This window comes from Dysosmobacter sp. HCP28S3_G4, assembly GCF_052065175.1.
Lineage (GTDB): Bacteria > Bacillota > Clostridia > Oscillospirales > Oscillospiraceae > Oscillibacter.
Window position 1 is genome coordinate 76,587 of sequence record NZ_JBQHUP010000001.1, and the last position, 16,322, is coordinate 92,908.

Below are 16,322 nucleotides of genomic sequence, written 5' to 3' on the forward strand. Positions count from 1 at the left end.
ATTCCGGCCTGTCTCAGCAGGTCTTCTTCCACTCGATATATTCGTCGTAGGTGCAGGGCTTGTCGATGACGCCGTTGGGCGTGAACTCGATGATGCGGTTGGCCACGGTCTGGACAAACTCATGGTCGTGGGACGCGAACAGCACCACGCCCTTGAAGTCGATGAGGCCGTTGTTGACGGCGGTGATGGACTCCAGATCCAGGTGGTTGGTGGGCTGGTCCAGCACCAGCACGTTGGAGCCGTACAGCATCATCCGGGACAGCATGCACCGCACCTTCTCGCCGCCGGACAGGACCTTCACCGGCTTGTACACGTCGTCGCCGGAGAACAGCATCCGGCCCAGGAAGGACCGCTTAAAGGACTCCGTACTCTCCTCCGCCGTATCCGCCGTGTACTGGGCTAGCCAGTCCAGCAGATTCAGGTCGCAGCCGTTGAAGAAATCGGAGTTATCCAGGGGGAAGTAACTGGTGGTGATGGTGGTGCCCCACTTGTAGGTGCCCTCGTCCGGCTCCTCCTCCCCCATGATGATCTTGAACAGGGTGGTCTTGGCCAGCTCGTTCTCACCCACAAAGGCGATCTTGTCGCCCCTGCTCACCCGGAAGGAGACGTTATCCAGCACCTTCACGCCGTCCAGGGTCTTGGACAGGCCCTCCACGGTGAGGATCTCCTTGCCGGGCTCCCGGTCCATCTTGAAGCCCACGAAGGGATACCGGCGGGAGGATGCAGGCATCTCCTCGATGCTCAGCTTGTCCAGCAGCTTCCGGCGGGCGGTGGCCTGCTTGGACTTGGACTTGTTGGCGGAGAACCGGGAGACGAATTCCTGCAATTCCTTGATCTTCTCTTCCTTCTTCCGGTTCTGGTCCCGCATCATCTTCTGCATCAGCTGGCTGGACTGATACCAGAAGTCGTAGTTGCCAACGTACATCTTGATCTGGCCGTAGTCCACGTCCACGATGTTGGTGCAGACAGTATTCAGGAAGTAGCGGTCATGGCTCACCACGATAATGAGGCCCTCGTAGGACATGAGAAAGTCCTCCAGCCACTCAATGGCCGCCAGGTCCAGATGGTTGGTGGGCTCGTCCAGCAGGATGATGTCCGGCTTGCCGAACAGTGCCTGGGCCAGCAGCACCTTCACCTTCTCCTTGGCGGTGAGGGAGGACATCTCACTGTACAGGATGTCGTTGGAGAGGCCCAGGCCCTGGATCAGCCGGGAGACGTCGCTCTCGGCCTCCCAGCCTCCCATCTCCGCGAACTCTCCCTCCAGCTCGGAGGCCCGGACGCCGTCCTCATCGCTGAAGTCCTCTTTTTCGTAGAGGGCGTCCTTCTCCTTCATGACGTCGTAGAGGTGCTGGTTGCCCATAATGACCGTGTCCAGTACCGTGTACTGGTCATACTGGAAGTGGTCCTGCTTCAGGACGGACATCCGCTCGTTGGCCGGGATGATGACCTCGCCGCTGGAGGGCTCCAGGTCGCCGGAGAGGATGCGGAGGAAGGTGGTCTTCCCCGCGCCGTTGGCTCCGATGATGCCGTAGCAGTTGCCGGGGGTGAATTTCAGGTCCACATGCTTGAACAGGGACTGGCCGGTGAAGTTGACGCTGACGTCGCTGACTGTGATCATAGCAGTTCCTTTCTATTGGGTGATAGATTCAATTGGTAGACAACGCGCGGCAGGCGCGGCGTGGAAACGCCGCGTCTGCCTGCTGCATTATTCTTTCACGATGGCTCTGTGGTAGACCTTCTTGCCCTTTTTGATGATGACGCCCTCGCCCCGGAAGTCGTTCTCGTCAAAGGCCGCGTCGATGGCCGCGATCTTCTTGTCGCTGACGGTGACGCCGCCCTGCTGGATCAGACGGCGGGCCTCACCGTTGGAGGCGCAGAGACCGCAGGCCACCAGCAGGTTCATAGCGCCGATCTTGCCGTCGGTGAACTTGTCCGCCGTCAGTTCTGTGGTGGGCATGTGCTCCGCGGAGCCAGCGCCGGAGAACAGACCCCGGGCGGTCTCCTGGGCCTTCTCGGCCTCGGCCTCGCCATGGACCAGCTTGGTCAGCTCGTAGGCCAGGATCTCCTTGGCCCGGTTCAGCTGGCTGCCCTCCCACTTGTCCATCTCGTCGATCTGCTCCAGAGGCAGGAAGGTCAGCATCCGGATGCACTTGAGGACGTCGGCGTCGCCCACGTTCCGCCAGTACTGATAGAACTCGAAGGGAGAGGTCTTGTTGGGGTCCAGCCACACGGCGCCGCTGGCGGTCTTGCCCATCTTCTTGCCCTCGCTGTTCAGCAGCAGGGTGATGGTCATGGCGTAGGCGTCCTTGCCCAGCTTCTTCCGGATCAGCTCCGTGCCGCCCAGCATATTGCTCCACTGGTCGTCGCCGCCGAACTGCATGTTGCAGCCCACGGTCTGGAACATATGATAGAAGTCGTAAGACTGCATGATCATATAGTTGAACTCCAGGAAGCTGAGGCCCTTCTCCATCCGCTGCTTGTAGCACTCGGCACGGAGCATGTTATTGACGGAGAAGCAGGCGCCCACCTCGCGGAGCACGTCCACATAGTTCAGCTTCAGCAGCCAGTCGGCGTTGTTCAGCATCATGGCCTTGCCCTCGCCGAAGTCGATGAACCGCTCCATCTGCTTCTTGAAGCAGTCGCAGTTGTGCTGGATGGTCTCCGGGGTCAGCATCTGGCGCATATCCGTCCGGCCGGAGGGGTCGCCGATCATGCCGGTGCCGCCGCCGATGAGGGCGATGGGCTTGTTGCCGGCCATCTGTAGCCGCTTCATCAGGCACAGGGCCATGAAGTGGCCCACGTGCAGGGAGTCGGCGGTGGGGTCGAAGCCAATATAGAAGATGGCCTTTCCGTTGTTGATGAGGTTCTTGATCTCCTCCTCATCCGTCACCTGGGCGATGAGCCCGCGGGCTACCAGTTCGTCATAGCAAGTCATGATTTTGTCTCCTTTATTCTTATAATCTCATGGAAAACGCCCTCCGTCCCGGGCTGGGACAGAGGGCGAACAACATTCGCGGTACCACCTCTGGTTCGCCGTTGTCTCACGAAAACGGCCTCATGGAGTGCCATCACACTCCCGCGCGGTAACGGGCGCTCCCGGAGCACGCCTACTAGGCCCCTTTCGAAAAGCCGTTTGGGTGCCGGCTCCGCGGTGTATTCACCGGATGGCCCTCTCCCCTTTCCACCAGCCAGGGGCTCTCTTGACAGGTCCGGTCCGGATACTCCTCCGCATCATCGTCGTATACGGGTGGTATTCTATCCGATTTCACGGAAAATGTCAACCATTCCGCCGATTTTTTACAGGGGAATAGGTACGGAGATACAGAAACTCAAAAGCGGCTTGTAAGCACGGCAGAACGCCGTCCCGCCGGTGATGATCCGGTGTTTTTATACCAGCGTCTTCCGGTAGGCCTCTGCCTCGTCCAGCAGCTCTCCGGCGCTCTCCAGCAATGCGTCCGTCACCTTGCTGCCGCCGGTGATGCGGGCCAGCTCCGCCTTCCGCTGCTCCCGGTCCATGCGGATCACATGTGTAAAGGTTCTACCCTTTACTTCTCCCTTGGCAACGGAGAAGTGGGTGTCCGCCATGGCCGCCAGCTGGGGCAGATGGGTGACGCACAGCACCTGCTTCCGGCGGGAGACCTGAGCCAGCTTCTGAGCCACCTTCTGGGCGGCCCGCCCGGAGACGCCGGTGTCCACCTCGTCGAAAACCAGCGTGCCGATGGCCTCCTGCTCCGCCAGCACATTTTTCAGTGCCAGCATAATGCGGGCCAGCTCGCCGCCGGAGGCGATCTTCGCAATGGGCTTCAGATCCTCGCCGGCATTGGCGGACATCAGGAACCGGATGGTATCACATCCGTCGGGAGACGGCTCCTTCTCCTCGAACTGGATACTGAACCGCACCTTGTTCATGTCCAGGTCCCGCAGTTCCTTCTGGATGCGGTCCTCCAGGGCTTTCGCCGCCGCTTTCCGGACCTTCGTCAGTTCGGCGCCCGCCGCCCGGACGGCCTTGTCGGACTTCGTCAGCTTTTCCTGAAGCTGTATGAGGGTGTCGTCCGCCGTTTGGATGGCGTCCAGCTCCGCACGGCACTTGTCCAGATAGGCCAGCATGTCCTCCACTGTGGCGCCGTACTTCTTTTTCAGGCGGTACAGTAGATCGCAGCGGCCCTCCACCTGGTCCAGCTCCGCCGGAGAGAAGTCGAACTCCTCCCGTTTGTCCTGTACAATACTGGCAAGGTCATACACTTCACATCTGGCTTGTTCCAGACGCTGATACAGTTCTCCCATCTCATCACTGAGATAGCGGATGGCGGACAGGGCCTCCTCCGCCTCCCGGAGCGCCTGAACAGCGCCGCCGCCCTCGTCGCCGCCGTTGAGACAGTAGTCCGCACCCTGAAGGGCAGACAGATATTTCTCGCCGTTCCGCAGCAGATTCCGGCGGTCCCGCAGTTCCTCTTCCTCGCCGGGCTGAAGCTCCGCCCGCTCCAGCTCATTGATCTGGAACTGAAGGGAATCCATCCGCCGGGCCTTTTCCGCCTCATCCATCTGAAGGGCTTTGATCTGCGACCGGAGCGCGGCCATGGTCCCGTATTCCCTCTGATAGGCGGCGAGGACGCCCTCTGTCCGGCCGAAGCGGTCCAGATAGGCGCCGTGCTGCTCCTCGTCCAGAAGCTGCTGGCCGTCGTGCTGGCCGTGGATGTTCAGCAGCTGACTGCCGATCTCCCGCAGTTGGGCCACGGTGACGGGACGCCCGTTCACCCGGCAGAGGTTCTTGCCGTCGGAGAGGATCTCTCTCTGCAGCAGAAGCTCCCCGTTTTCATCCGGCGTCACGCCGTTTTCCCGCAGACCGGGCAGCTCCGGCGGCACCTGGCTGAACTCTGCGCTGACAAAGGCCTTGTCCGCGCCGGTGCGGATCAGATCCCGGGAGGTCCGTCCCCCCAGCACCGCGCCCATGGCGTCGATGACGATGGATTTGCCGGCACCGGTCTCGCCGGTCAGCGCGTTGAAGCCGGAGCGGAAGCGGATGTCCGCCTCCTCGATCACGGCGATATTCTCAATGTGCAGAAGCTCCAGCATAAGCTGTCCTCCTCTGTTACAGCATGGATTTCAGTTCCTCACAGAAATCCAGGGCGGCCTCCCGGTCCCGCATCACAAGAACGGCGGTGTCGTCTCCCGCGATGGAGCCAACCATTTCGTTGATGTTCATATTGTCCAGAGCGGAACAGGCACCGCTGGCCAGACCGGGCATCGTCTTCAGCACCACGATGTTCTGAGCGGTGTCGATGCTGGTGACGCTCTCCCGGAAGATGGTCCGCAGCTTCTCCGCAAAGTTCAGCTTGGTGCGGTTGCTGGAGACGGCGTATTTATAGGCCCCCCGGCCCACCGGCTCCTTGATGAGGTGGAGCTGCTTGATATCACGGGAGATGGTGGCCTGGGTGCTGCTGATGCCGCAGGCCTGGAGCCGCATGAGAAGCTGCTCCTGGGTCTCGATATTCTCCTGGGAAATGATCTCTAAAATTTTCTCCTGCCGGTTATTTTTCATCTTCCTGCCCTCCCGGTAGCATCTTTTTTGCGAAAACCTCGCAGAAACTCTTTTCTGACAAACGAACCAGTCTTGTCACATATTTGGAACGCCGCACGATCACCTGATCGTCCTGCTTCAGGGAAAAGGCGCGGCTCTCGTCCACGCAGAGATACACCGGCTTGCGTCCATTGCGCACCAGTTCCACCGTCAGCGTGTGATTCGGTGACAGTACGTAGGAGGAAAACCGCATGTTGTGGGTGCAGATGGGACAGACCACCATGGCCTCCGCCATGGGTTCCACCACAGGTCCGCCGGCAGACAGCGAGTAGGCCGTGGAGCCGGTGGGTGTGGCGATGATGACGCCGTCTCCGTCGATATCCGCCAGATGGCGGCCGTCAGAGGCGATGCTGAGATGGATGACGTGGGAGATGGGACCCTCCCGGATGACTGCGTCATTGAGACCCAGGTTCTGATACACCTGCTTTCCGTCCCGCATGACGGTGACGTCCAGCATCATCCTGGGCTCGATCTGAAAATCCCAGTCCTTCAGTTTCCGCAGAGCACCCAGCTCCGACGCTTCCAGCTCCGCGATAAAGCCCAGGCTGCCCATGTTGATGCCCAGCACCGGGATCTTGTTCAGGGCCGCCAGCTTCGCCAGATGAAGGATGGTACCGTCTCCGCCGAAGGTGATCAGCAGACAGGCGGTGCGCAGCTCCTGGGTCAGGGGACGCGCGGGAATGCTACCGAACAGCTCCGTCCGCTGCTCCCGGAAGGGGGAGCAGACCACGGTCTGAAATCCCATCTCCCCCAGGATCGCCATGGCCTCCCGGGTGGACTCCATATCCCTGTCCCGGCTGGGATTGGGACAGAGAATGATCTTTTTGGGGCTCACTGTCCCTCACCTCCGTGTTCCTTCAGGTCGGCGTGGGACGCCGCCACCAGTGCCGCCAGGTCAAAGCTCCGCTCCGGCAGCTGTCCTTTCTCCAGATAGCCCAGGTACTCGATGTTTCCCTCCGGGCCCCGGATGGGGGAATAGGTCATGTCCAGCACCGTGAAGCCGGAGGACTTCGCGTGCTCCAGGAAGTGCTCCAGCACCTCCAGATGGACCGCGGGGTCCCGGACGACCCCCTTCTTCCCCACCTTTTCTTTCCCGGCCTCGAACTGGGGCTTTACCAGACAGGCCACATGGCCGCCGTCCCGGAGGATGCCGCAGACCGCGGGCAGGATCAGCTTCAGGGAGATGAAGCTGACGTCGATGGAGGCAAAGTCCAGTTCATCGGGGATCTGCTCATGGGTGAGATACCGGGCGTTGGTCCGCTCCAGACAGTTCACCCGGGGATCACTGCGGAGCTTCCAGGCCAGCTGTCCGTAGCCCACGTCCACGGCATAGACTTTCGACGCTCCGTTTTGCAGCATGCAGTCCGTAAAGCCGCCGGTAGAGGCACCGATGTCGCCGCAGACGGCGCCCTCCAAGGAGATGGGGAACGTGGCCATGGCCTTTTCCAGCTTCAGACCGCCCCGGCTGACGTACCGCAGCGTATTGCCGCGGATCTCGATCTCCGCGTCGTTTGCCACCGCCGTGCCGGGCTTGTCCACTTTCTGGCCCTTCACAAATACGATGCCGCTCATGATGTCGGCCTGGGCCCGCTGGCGGCTCTCCTCCATGCCCCGCTCCACCAGCAGAACGTCCAGCCGCGTCTTATTGCTCATGTTTCATCGCCTCCATGACGGCCACGGCAATGCCCTCGCCGTCCACTCCGGCGCTGCGGCGCAACTGCGCCACGGTGCCGGCGGGAGCGAAGTCTCCTCCGAGGTTTTTCAGGATCAAGCGTCTGGGGGCCGCGCCGTGCTCCGCCAGAATGGCGGAGATCCGCTGGCCTGCACACCCGGCGCCGAAGCAATCCTCCGCCACCGTCAGACAATTCTTGGTTTGCCCCAGAAAGGGTTCCAGCTCCTCCCAGCTCAGGGGCGCAATGCGGTTGAGCTTCAGCACCTCCGCAGAGATGTGCTGCTCTTTCAGCAGCTCGGCCGCCTTCAGGATCTCCTCCAGCATGGTGCCGTAGGCCATCAGGGTCACGTCCGTGCCCTCCCGGAGACGCACCACAGGCTTGTCCCAGGTGTCCTCCCGGAAGGAGCCCTCTCCGCCTCTTGGATATCGCACCGCCACCGGGCCTTCACATTGGAAGATGGCCCAGCGGAGCATGCTGCGCTCCTCCGCGAAGTTGGCGGGACACAGCACTGTAAAGCCGGGGATCTCCGGCAGGAACAGCGCGTCGAAACAGCCGTGGTGGGTCTCGCCGTCGGCGCCCACCAGTCCCGCGCGGTCCACCGCCAGCACCACATGGAGCTTTTGCAGCGCCACGTCGTGGATCAGCATGTCGTAGCTCCGCTGCAAAAAGGTGGAGTACAGGGCCACCACGGGGATCATCCCCTGCTTGGCCATTCCCGCGGCCATGGCCACCGCGTGGCCCTCCGCAATGGCCACGTCAAAGAAGCGGTCCGGATACGCGCGGGCGAAGTCTGTCAGGCCGGTGCCGTCCTCCATGGCCGCCGTCATGGCGCAGACCCGATCATCCCGGGCGGCGCAGTCTATCAGCGTCTTCCCGAAGACGGCGGAGAAATCCTCCGAAGCGGGCTTTTTCGTCAGTCCCGTGACGGGATCGAAGGGCGACACGCCGTGGAACTTGTCCGGATTCCGCTCGGCATAGGAGTAGCCCTTTCCCTTGATGGTGTTCACATGGACCACCACCGGGCCATGCAGCTCCTTCGCCCACTCCAGCACGTTGCAGAGCCTGTCCACATCGTGGCCGTCAATGGGGCCCAGATAGGTGAAGCCCATGCGCTCAAACAGGGAGCTGCCGGGCCACAGCGTCTTTTTCAGAGATGTCTTCACATGATGATTGAAGCGGTACAGCCGGTTCTCCGCCGGATGGGATCCGAACAGGCTGCGATACCACTTCTTAAAATGATAATAGGCCGGCTTTGACCGCAGCCGGGACAGATGCTGGCTCACCGCTCCCACGTTGGGATTGATGGACATACCGTTGTCGTTGAGAATGACGATCAGCGGCTCACCGGAGGCTCCGGCATTGTTCAGGCCCTCGTAGGCCAGGCCGCCGGACAATGCGCCGTCGCCGATGAGGGCCAGGACGTCGTAATCCGCGTGCCGCAGCGTCCGGGCCCGGGCCATGCCCAGCGCCACGGAGACGGAGTTGGAGGCATGGCCGGCGATGAAGGCGTCGTGCTCGCTCTCGTAGGGCTTCGGGAAGCCAGACAGCCCACCGAACTGCCGGAGGGTGGAAAACAGCTCCCGCCGTCCCGTCAGGGCCTTGTGGACGTAGCACTGGTGGCCCACGTCAAAGACCAGACGGTCCTTCTCCGTGTCAAATACCCGGTGGATGGCCACCGTCAGCTCCACCGTTCCCAGATTGGAGGCCAGATGGCCTCCGGTTTTGGATATGCTTTCCACCAGAAATTTCCGCAGCTCCCGGCACAGCTGGGGCAGCTCCTCTTTTCGGAGCGCCTTCACGTCCGCCGGGGACTGAATGCTCTCTAATATCACAGAATGCTCCCCCTCTGTCATTTTCTTCCGCGGCGGAAGAAATGCAGGAATCGTCCGGCCATGAATACCACCTTTGTGCTCTTTTCAATGGCGAAATTCTTGCCGATGGCCTTGCCGCCGATGGTCAGGCCGGAAATCAGCGCCGTGATGCCCACGGAGATCAGCACGGAATGCCAGTTCAGCGCCGTCTGGAGCCGCACCACAATGACGGCGCCGGTGGTGCCGCTGACGATGCCGCAGATATCGCCCACCACGTCGTTGCAGAAGCTGCTGACGTGGCTGGCGTTGTGCAGCAGGCTCAGGGCCTCCGTGGCCCCCTTCTCCTTGTGGGCAGCCATGGAGTGAAAGGGCTTCTCGTCCGCCGCCGTCACCGCCACGCCCACAATGTCAAACAGGATGCCCAGCAGGATGAACAGCACCAGTATCAAAAGCGCCACCGCGATCCCGGCGCCCGCCAGCATCGTTTCCGACGCCAGGCTCAGGGCCGCGGACAAAGCGATGGCGATGAGGAAGACCCGCAGCGCCCATTGATAAGGGGACAATTCCGTCTTCCTTCCCTTGTTTTTTGTGGATCTGTTTTTACTCAAGAGATCAAACCTCTGTCAAATCATAGTCACTAAGCAGGCGGCGGCAGAAAAAGTAAATCTTACGGCTTAGGTACGGGTTGGATTTCCCCACGGTACACCCCTCGTTGCCGATGGGGGCGGTTTCCCTTTCAGCACCGCGGCGCGGCGTCGCCTTCCGCGCGACCCGACTGCCACTTAGTCCGCACTGCAATCCTTTTTCTGCCTCATATGAACAGCCTAGGTGATTTCCACCACAGTCTGTCCGTCTCTTAGCCTCTTTTGCAGGAATGGTTTCAGGGAGCAGGGGGCCGCAGACCGCTCCGGCCGGAGCATCACGGCCTGACCTCTCATTCACCACACCCACGCAAGGCAGGCTACGTCTGCACACAGCATTTGGGGCAAAATGCCCTTCCACACCGCCTTGCAGGTTCACAATCTGCTTCGTACACAGGCCGGAAATACCACGATGGGAGTACGTCTGTGCACAAGAGCAGGTCTCCACGGAAACAGGGTCGGGTTGACCATGCCATTGGAAATCGCCCTGAGTCCGCAAGCGCAGAGATGCGCTTCCCCCCAGCACCCACCCAAAACTGGGCGTAATAAGCAGGCACCAGAGGTTTCACAGGTATGCCCTTTAGAGGATTTTTAGGCCCTCCTTCGGAGGCGGCAGTACTGACTAGAATACTGCGCCGCCGCTTAGCAGCTCTCAGTATAGCACGGTTTTAATAAATATACAACATATTCCGTATATACAAAATGTGAATTTTTCGCTCCCGGAAACAGGCTGTTTCCACGAAACGCAAAAAAACACCCTTTCAGAGTGTGTCAGAACGGCCGGAACAGATGCTGTTCCGGCCGTTTCCATTTTATTTTGTCAGCCTTTGCCCCAGAGGGTGGTTCCGTCCGGCAGCGTGAAATCCGCCTGAGTAGGCTGCACATCTGATACAGGCTGCGCCGTCATCTGGTAGATACGCTCTCCGCTCTGGAGTTTTTCTGCGCCGATGAGCAGGCCTGAGTCCACGCTGACCCAATAGCGCAGGGCGTAGCCGTACTGGTCCTCCCCGGTCTCCACATAAATGCAGTCCTCATCGGAGAACTGCCGGTAGTCGGCCACGGTGATCTGATTGGCGTCCAGCGTCAGAATGTCCTCGTAGGTTGGGATGCTCTGTTCCTGGTCCGCCGAGATGTCCCCGGCGGCGCCGGTGTAGAGGCTCCGGTCATTGTCGTACCAGATATAGGTGGTCTCGCCGTCGGTGATGGTATGACGGATATGCCCGTCCACCTCCGCGGTGTCCACCCGGGTCAGATTGCCCCGGACGATGACGGTGACACGGACAGTCCCGCTGCCGCCGCTCCAGAAGCGCTCCACCGTCATCATCCGGATGTAGGCCTCCGGCCGGTGCAGCGTCTCCACCGCCGCCTGGACCGTCTCCGGCGTCACCTCCACGCGGATGACCGCGTCCACCGCGGCCTCTCCGCTGCTGTCAGCGGGAGACAGGGACGCTGACGGCGAGGGCAGGGTGATGTGGCTGGTGCGCCGCAGCCCGTTGGCCGTCACCAGCACCACCATCAGGACGATGAGGACCAGGAACGCGCCGGCGATGCTGTTGCGGCTACCCCTGCGCTTTCCCCTTCCCATGATCCGTCCTCCCTTTCCTTATTTTCCGGTATAGTCCTCCGGACCGCTGTCCCGTCTGCCGAAGTGCCAGAGGATGGCGTCGGCGATGCGGCGGCAGGCCTGGCCGTCGCCGTAGGGATTCACGGCGTGAGCCATCCGGTGGTAGGCGTCCTTGCCCCGGATGAGACGCTCCGCCATGGTGACGATGTCGTCCTGTACCACACCGGCCAGCTTCACCGTTCCGGCGGCCACGGCCTCGGGCCGCTCCGTCTCCCGGCGCAGCACGAGCACGGGCTTTCCCAGCGCCGGTGCTTCCTCCTGCAAGCCGCCGGAGTCCGTCAGCACCAGATAGCACCGAGCCATGAGGTTGTGCATCTCGTCGGCGGGCAGCGGGTCAATGAGATGGACCCGAGGCGCGCCCCGCAGGTACTTGTCCACCGCCTCCCGGACCACCGGGCTCAGGTGGACGGGATACACCAGCTCCACGTCCGGGTTTTCCTCAGCGATCTGCCGCAGGGCCAGCATGATGTTCTTCATGGGCTCGCCGTAGTTCTCCCGCCGGTGGCAGGTGACGAGAAGTATCTTCTTCTCCCCGTAGGGCAGGCGGTTCAGTTCCTCGGTGCTGAAGCGGTAATCGTCCCGGACGGTGGTCTTCAGGGCGTCGATGACCGTGTTTCCGGTGACGAACAGACCCTGGGTGATGCCCTCCTTTTCCAGATTGCGCCGGTTGTTCTCCGTGGGGCAGAAATACAGGTCCGCAATGGCGGATACCAGCTTCCGGTTCATCTCCTCCGGGAAGGGTGAATACTTGTCATAGGTCCGCAGGCCCGCCTCCACATGGCCTACCGGCACCTGATGGTAGAAGGCCGACAGGGCTCCGGCGAAGGTGGTGGAGGTGTCGCCATGGACCAGGATCATGTCCGGCTTCAGGGCGTCGATGGCCTCGTCCATGCCGGTAAGGCACTTGCTGGTGATGGTGGAGAGGGTCTGACGGGGCGTCATGATGTCCAGATCCCAGTCCGGCTTCAGATCAAAGACCTCCAGCACACTGTCCAGCATCTGGCGGTGCTGGGCGGTGACGCAGCACAGGCTTTCGATCTCGGAGCGGGAGGCCAGCTCCTTTACCAGCGGGCACATCTTGATGGCCTCCGGCCGGGTGCCGAAGACGCTCATGATTCGCAGCTTTTCCATTTAAGACTCCTCTCCCTTCTCCGGTTCCTCCGGCTTGGAGGGCTTGTCCTCCTCGTGGCGGCCGTGGTCCTTCAGCTCCTCCAGTTCCTCGTGCAGTTCCTCCTTGATCTCCTTCGGGAAAGCCACCCGGGCGGCCACGACGGCCACCACGCACAAGGTCAGGAAGAACAGCATGGCCTTCAGCTCGTTGCTGGTGGTCAGCACCACAGCGGAGAGGCCCAGAATGGCGGAGATGACGTACAGCGTTGCCACCGCCTGCTTCTGGTTCAGGCCCATGTCGATGAGCCGGTGATGGATATGGCCCCGGTCGGCGTGCATGGGACTCTGGCCGTGGGCGATGCGCCGGATGAAGGCGAAGGCCGTGTCAAAGATGGGCAGACCCAGGATCAGGAACGGCACGGCGAAGGAGATCACTGCGTAGAACTTGAACAGGCCCTGGATGGACATGGTGGCCAGGATATAGCCCAGGAAGGTGGCGCCGGTGTCCCCCATGAACATCTTGGCGGGGTTCATGTTGTAGGGCATGAACCCCACGCAGGCGCCCACCAGAGCGGCCATGACCACCGCCACCTGTCCCTCGGAGACCAGGATGGCGATGACCAGCATGGTGGTGGCGGAGATGGCGGACACGCCGTTGGCCAGGCCGTCCAATCCGTCGATGAGGTTCACGGAGTTGGTGATAGCCACGATCCACAGCACCGTAAAGGGAATGGACAGCTTGCCCAGCACCCAGTACAGGTTGTCAGAGAAGATGTTGGGGTTGGAGAACGCCTGGATCACCACGCCGTTGAGGGCCGGGATCAGGGCCGCGGCGATCTGCACCACGAATTTGAACATGGCGGGCAGGGCCATGATGTCGTCCACCACGCCCAGTACCACAATGACCACGGCACCCAGCAGGATGCTCTGCATCTGAGCGTCCCGGCGGACGTCCACGAACAGCAGGATGCTGACGATGAAGCCGATGAAAATGGCCAGTCCGCCCAGCCGGGGGATGGGAACGTGGTGCATCCGCCGGGCGTCCTTGGGCACGTCGATGGCGCCCACCTTATAGGCGAAGGACTTCACCACCGGCGTCGTCAGGAAGCTGACGATGAGCGCCGCCATCAGCGCCATCATGACGCAGACGATCAGCTGATTATCAATGTTCATGCTTCCCTCCGCTCAACGGTCGATGAAGCCGACCTTCTTATAGACCTTGCCCAGCGTGCGGTTGGCCACACGGGCGGCCTTCTCGGCGCCGGCGCGGTACACGCCCTGGAGATAGGCCTTGTCCGCCAGGATCCGGGCGGTCTCCTCCTGGATGGGACGGAGCAGCTCCACCACGGACTCGCCCACGGCGGCCTTGAAGTCGCCGTAGCCATGGCCGGCGAATTCCCGCTCAATCTCCTCAAAGGACTTGCCGGTGGTGACGGCGTAGATCTGCATCAGGTTGGACACGCCGGGCTTTGCCGCCGGATCGTAACGGACGCAGGCCTCGGAGTCAGTGACGGCCTTCTTGAACTTCCGCATGATGTCCTCCGGACGCTCCAGCATGTAGACGCAGCCGTTCTGGTCCTTATCGGACTTGGACATCTTGTTCTCCGGAGAGGTCAGGGACATGACCCGGGCGCCCACCTTGGGGATATAGGGCTCCGGCAGTTTAAACACGTCGCCGTAGATGCCGTTGAAGCGGGTGGCGATGTCCCGGCAGATCTCCACGTGCTGCTTCTGGTCGCCGCCCACGGGCACCAGGTCCGCCTGATACAGCAGAATGTCGGCGGCCATGAGGGCGGGATAGGTGAACAGGCCGGCGTTGATGTTGTCGGCGTTCTTGGCGGACTTGTCCTTGAACTGCGTCATTCGGGACAGCTCGCCGAACATGGTGTAACAGTCCAGCACCCAGCCCAGCTGAGCGTGGGCGGGCACGTGGGACTGGACGAACAGCACGTTCTTCTCCGGGTCCAGACCGCAGGCGATATAGGCCGCCAGCTGGGTCATGGTGCGGCGGCGCAGGTCCGCCGGCACCTGCCGGACGGTGATGGTGTGCATATCCGCCAGCATGTAATAGCAGTCATATTCGTCGGCCAGAGCCGCCCAGTTCCGGATGGCGCCCAGATAAGAACCCAGGGTCAGATCGCCGGAGGGCTGGATGCCGCTGAGAATACGCTTTTTCTGCACTTCATTTTCCATAGTCGGAACACCTCAAATCTTTCTATTTGAAAGCACCCGCGCAAAAGGGCGCAATTTAACCTGTATAGTATAGCATAAGTCGTCAAAAAGCGCAATGTCTTTTGCCCGCAATCTCTTGTTCTGTCGAAACAAGCGCTTTTCCGCCGGGGCCTTTACACGTTCTCTGCGGCCTCTCCCGCTTTCTTTATAAACTTCAAACGTGCAGGATAATCTTTCCAATTATATAATAAGAGCAGGAAGAAATCCCGTCACAATGGACAAATCTGTATCGTTTAGGAAGGGAGCGTGCATTCACTTGACAGAGATCAACCTTAATATGTACCACGCCGTGGCCCTGGGTGCCGTCATGTACTGGCTGGGAAATGTACTGACGCGCAAAATCACCATTTTGAGCAGATTCTGTATCCCCGCCCCGCTGGTAGGCGGCCTGACATTCGCCATCCTGAATACGATCCTCTACGCCTCCGGCATCGCATTCGTCACCTTTGACAATACATTGGAGACAGTCTTCATGGTGATGTTCTTCACCACTGTGGGCTTCACCGTCAGCATTCCTCTACTTATGAAAGGCGGAAAGGCCGTCTTGCTCCTGCTGGGGCTGAGCATCGTCATGATCGTGCTGCAGAACGGTCTGGGCGGCGCCGTCATGGCCCTCATGGGAAAGAGCCCCCTGTACGGCATCGGCTGCGGATCTGTGGCTCTGGTGGGCGGCCCCGGCACGGCGGCAGCCATCGGACCGGATCTGGAGGCCGCAGGCGCCGTGGGTGCACGGGCGGTCAGCATCGCCGCTGCCACCTTCGGACTGGCAGCAGGCTCTCTGATGGGCGGACCTACCGCCCGGCTTCTTATCAACAAAAACCATCTTCAGTGCAAGACCGTTGCCGCCTCCGACGGAGAGATGGCGGAGCTGGAGCCGGAGCACTTTACCTCCACCAGCAACCGCTTCATCAAGGGCTTCATGTTCATCGTGCTCTGCGTGGGCATCGGCAACTGGGTCAGCGCCCGTCTGACGGAGTTCTGCGGATTCAGCTTCCCCGCTTACATCGGCGCCATGCTGGTGGCAGTCGTGGTGCGTAACGTGGCCGACGGTATCCACACTGAGTATCCCGGCGAGGAAATCGAGACCATGGGCAATATGTTCCTGTCCATCTTCCTGTCCATGGCCCTGTCGGGACTGAAGCTGTGGCAGCTGGTGGATCTGGCCCTGCCCATGATCGTGTGCCTTGCCCTCCAGGTGGTGCTGATGTTCCTGTTCTGCTACTTCCTGGTGTTCCGCTTTATGGGCCGGGACTACGACGCCGCCGTCATGACCGCCGGCTTCATCGGCTTCGGTATGGGTGCCACCTCCAACGCCATGGCCAATATGCAGACCCTCACAAAGCGGTATGGCCCCTCCCCCACTGCCTTTTTCGCCGTTCCCATGGTGGGCGGTTTGTTCATCGACTTCTTCAACGCCGCCATGATTGCCTTCAACATCGGGCTATGGTCGTAGCAACTGAACCATGGAAATGCACCCCGGCATCGCGGATGCGGTGCCGGGGCGCTTCTTTGCTGGCGGACCGTCCGATTTCCTGGGCGGGGCGGCAGATCAGATGGCTGAAATGGAGAAAAGTACAGATTCCGGGACAGTCTTCCTTGACAATTTTCTCGGAAACGGCCATAATGCTATTTGTTGAATTACGCAAATTTCCA

At 61.0% G+C, this 16,322-nt stretch carries 14 protein-coding genes and 1 other annotated feature; of the genes, 2 read left to right on the forward strand and 12 right to left on the reverse strand.

The window, feature by feature from the left end; all coding sequences use genetic code 11:
• Positions 1-13: 13 nt before the first annotated feature.
• From ACTNBU_RS00410 to trpS, 12 genes are all read right to left on the reverse strand, one after another.
• Positions 14-1,618: an ABC-F family ATP-binding cassette domain-containing protein gene (locus ACTNBU_RS00410; RefSeq protein ID WP_441029568.1), complete on the reverse strand. Its 1,605-nt coding sequence runs from the start codon at positions 1,616-1,618 to the stop codon at positions 14-16.
• An 87-nt stretch (positions 1,619-1,705) separates the two neighbouring features.
• Positions 1,706-2,935, reverse strand: a complete 1,230-nt coding sequence (tyrS, locus tag ACTNBU_RS00415) for a tyrosine--tRNA ligase (protein WP_441029571.1) — start codon at positions 2,933-2,935, stop codon at positions 1,706-1,708.
• Between the two features lie 58 nt (positions 2,936-2,993).
• Positions 2,994-3,244, reverse strand: a binding site (T-box leader).
• A 143-nt stretch (positions 3,245-3,387) separates the two neighbouring features.
• Positions 3,388-5,073 (reverse strand): DNA repair protein RecN, encoded by a 1,686-nt coding sequence (gene recN, locus ACTNBU_RS00420; RefSeq protein WP_441029574.1) that lies wholly within the window; start codon positions 5,071-5,073, stop codon positions 3,388-3,390.
• Positions 5,074-5,089: 16 nt separating this feature from the next.
• Positions 5,090-5,539, reverse strand: a complete 450-nt coding sequence (gene argR / locus ACTNBU_RS00425; RefSeq protein ID WP_441029577.1) for an arginine repressor — start codon at positions 5,537-5,539, stop codon at positions 5,090-5,092.
• Positions 5,529-6,413, reverse strand: a complete 885-nt coding sequence (locus ACTNBU_RS00430; RefSeq protein ID WP_441029580.1) for an NAD(+)/NADH kinase — start codon at positions 6,411-6,413, stop codon at positions 5,529-5,531. The genes argR and ACTNBU_RS00430 overlap by 11 nt, the downstream gene beginning before the upstream one ends.
• Positions 6,410-7,231, reverse strand: coding sequence for a TlyA family RNA methyltransferase (locus ACTNBU_RS00435; protein WP_441029583.1), 822 nt, complete (start codon positions 7,229-7,231; stop codon positions 6,410-6,412). The genes ACTNBU_RS00430 and ACTNBU_RS00435 overlap by 4 nt, the downstream gene beginning before the upstream one ends.
• Positions 7,221-9,083: a 1-deoxy-D-xylulose-5-phosphate synthase gene (gene dxs / locus ACTNBU_RS00440; protein WP_441029586.1), complete on the reverse strand. Its 1,863-nt coding sequence runs from the start codon at positions 9,081-9,083 to the stop codon at positions 7,221-7,223. Before dxs ends, ACTNBU_RS00435 begins: the two co-directional genes overlap by 11 nt.
• Before the next feature lie 17 nt (positions 9,084-9,100).
• The gene (locus ACTNBU_RS00445; protein ID WP_441029589.1) at positions 9,101-9,625 is read right to left on the reverse strand and encodes a hypothetical protein; all 525 of its coding nucleotides are present in this window, start codon (positions 9,623-9,625) and stop codon (positions 9,101-9,103) included.
• Positions 9,626-10,523: 898 nt separating this feature from the next.
• Positions 10,524-11,288: a hypothetical protein gene (locus ACTNBU_RS00450; protein WP_441029592.1), complete on the reverse strand. Its 765-nt coding sequence runs from the start codon at positions 11,286-11,288 to the stop codon at positions 10,524-10,526.
• An 18-nt stretch (positions 11,289-11,306) separates the two neighbouring features.
• A complete protein-coding gene (gene wecB, locus ACTNBU_RS00455; RefSeq protein ID WP_441029595.1) occupies positions 11,307-12,458 on the reverse strand; it encodes a non-hydrolyzing UDP-N-acetylglucosamine 2-epimerase in 1,152 nt (383 codons plus the stop codon).
• Positions 12,459-13,610, reverse strand: coding sequence for an MraY family glycosyltransferase (locus tag ACTNBU_RS00460; protein WP_441029598.1), 1,152 nt, complete (start codon positions 13,608-13,610; stop codon positions 12,459-12,461).
• A gap of 12 nt (positions 13,611-13,622) precedes the next feature.
• The gene (gene trpS / locus ACTNBU_RS00465) at positions 13,623-14,630 is read right to left on the reverse strand and encodes a tryptophan--tRNA ligase (RefSeq protein WP_441029601.1); all 1,008 of its coding nucleotides are present in this window, start codon (positions 14,628-14,630) and stop codon (positions 13,623-13,625) included.
• A gap of 295 nt (positions 14,631-14,925) precedes the next feature.
• Here trpS and gltS point away from each other — a divergent pair, with 295 nt between their 5' ends.
• Together gltS and ACTNBU_RS00475 are read left to right on the forward strand one after the other, a co-directional pair.
• Positions 14,926-16,122, forward strand: coding sequence for a sodium/glutamate symporter (gltS, locus tag ACTNBU_RS00470; RefSeq protein WP_441029604.1), 1,197 nt, complete (start codon positions 14,926-14,928; stop codon positions 16,120-16,122).
• A gap of 10 nt (positions 16,123-16,132) precedes the next feature.
• Positions 16,133-16,306 carry a hypothetical protein gene (locus ACTNBU_RS00475; protein WP_441029607.1) on the forward strand — a complete coding sequence of 58 codons (174 nt, stop codon included), beginning with the start codon at positions 16,133-16,135 and terminating at the stop codon, positions 16,304-16,306.
• The last annotated feature ends 16 nt before the right edge of the window (positions 16,307-16,322 follow it).

What these genes read in the sequence shown, in the direction of transcription:
- ACTNBU_RS00410 (WP_441029568.1), bottom strand. Translation starts at nt 1,618, where the DNA reads ATGATCACAGTCAGCGACGTCAGCGTCAACTTCACCGGCCAGTCCCTG.
- tyrS (WP_441029571.1), bottom strand. Translation starts at nt 2,935, where the DNA reads ATGACTTGCTATGACGAACTGGTAGCCCGCGGGCTCATCGCCCAGGTG.
- recN (WP_441029574.1), bottom strand. Translation starts at nt 5,073, where the DNA reads ATGCTGGAGCTTCTGCACATTGAGAATATCGCCGTGATCGAGGAGGCG.
- argR (WP_441029577.1), bottom strand. Translation starts at nt 5,539, where the DNA reads ATGAAAAATAACCGGCAGGAGAAAATTTTAGAGATCATTTCCCAGGAG.
- ACTNBU_RS00435 (WP_441029583.1), bottom strand. Translation starts at nt 7,231, where the DNA reads ATGAGCAATAAGACGCGGCTGGACGTTCTGCTGGTGGAGCGGGGCATG.
- ACTNBU_RS00450 (WP_441029592.1), bottom strand. Translation starts at nt 11,288, where the DNA reads ATGGGAAGGGGAAAGCGCAGGGGTAGCCGCAACAGCATCGCCGGCGCG.
- wecB (WP_441029595.1), bottom strand. Translation starts at nt 12,458, where the DNA reads ATGGAAAAGCTGCGAATCATGAGCGTCTTCGGCACCCGGCCGGAGGCC.
- ACTNBU_RS00460 (WP_441029598.1), bottom strand. Translation starts at nt 13,610, where the DNA reads ATGAACATTGATAATCAGCTGATCGTCTGCGTCATGATGGCGCTGATG.
- trpS (WP_441029601.1), bottom strand. Translation starts at nt 14,630, where the DNA reads ATGGAAAATGAAGTGCAGAAAAAGCGTATTCTCAGCGGCATCCAGCCC.
- ACTNBU_RS00475 (WP_441029607.1), top strand. Translation starts at nt 16,133, where the DNA reads ATGGAAATGCACCCCGGCATCGCGGATGCGGTGCCGGGGCGCTTCTTT.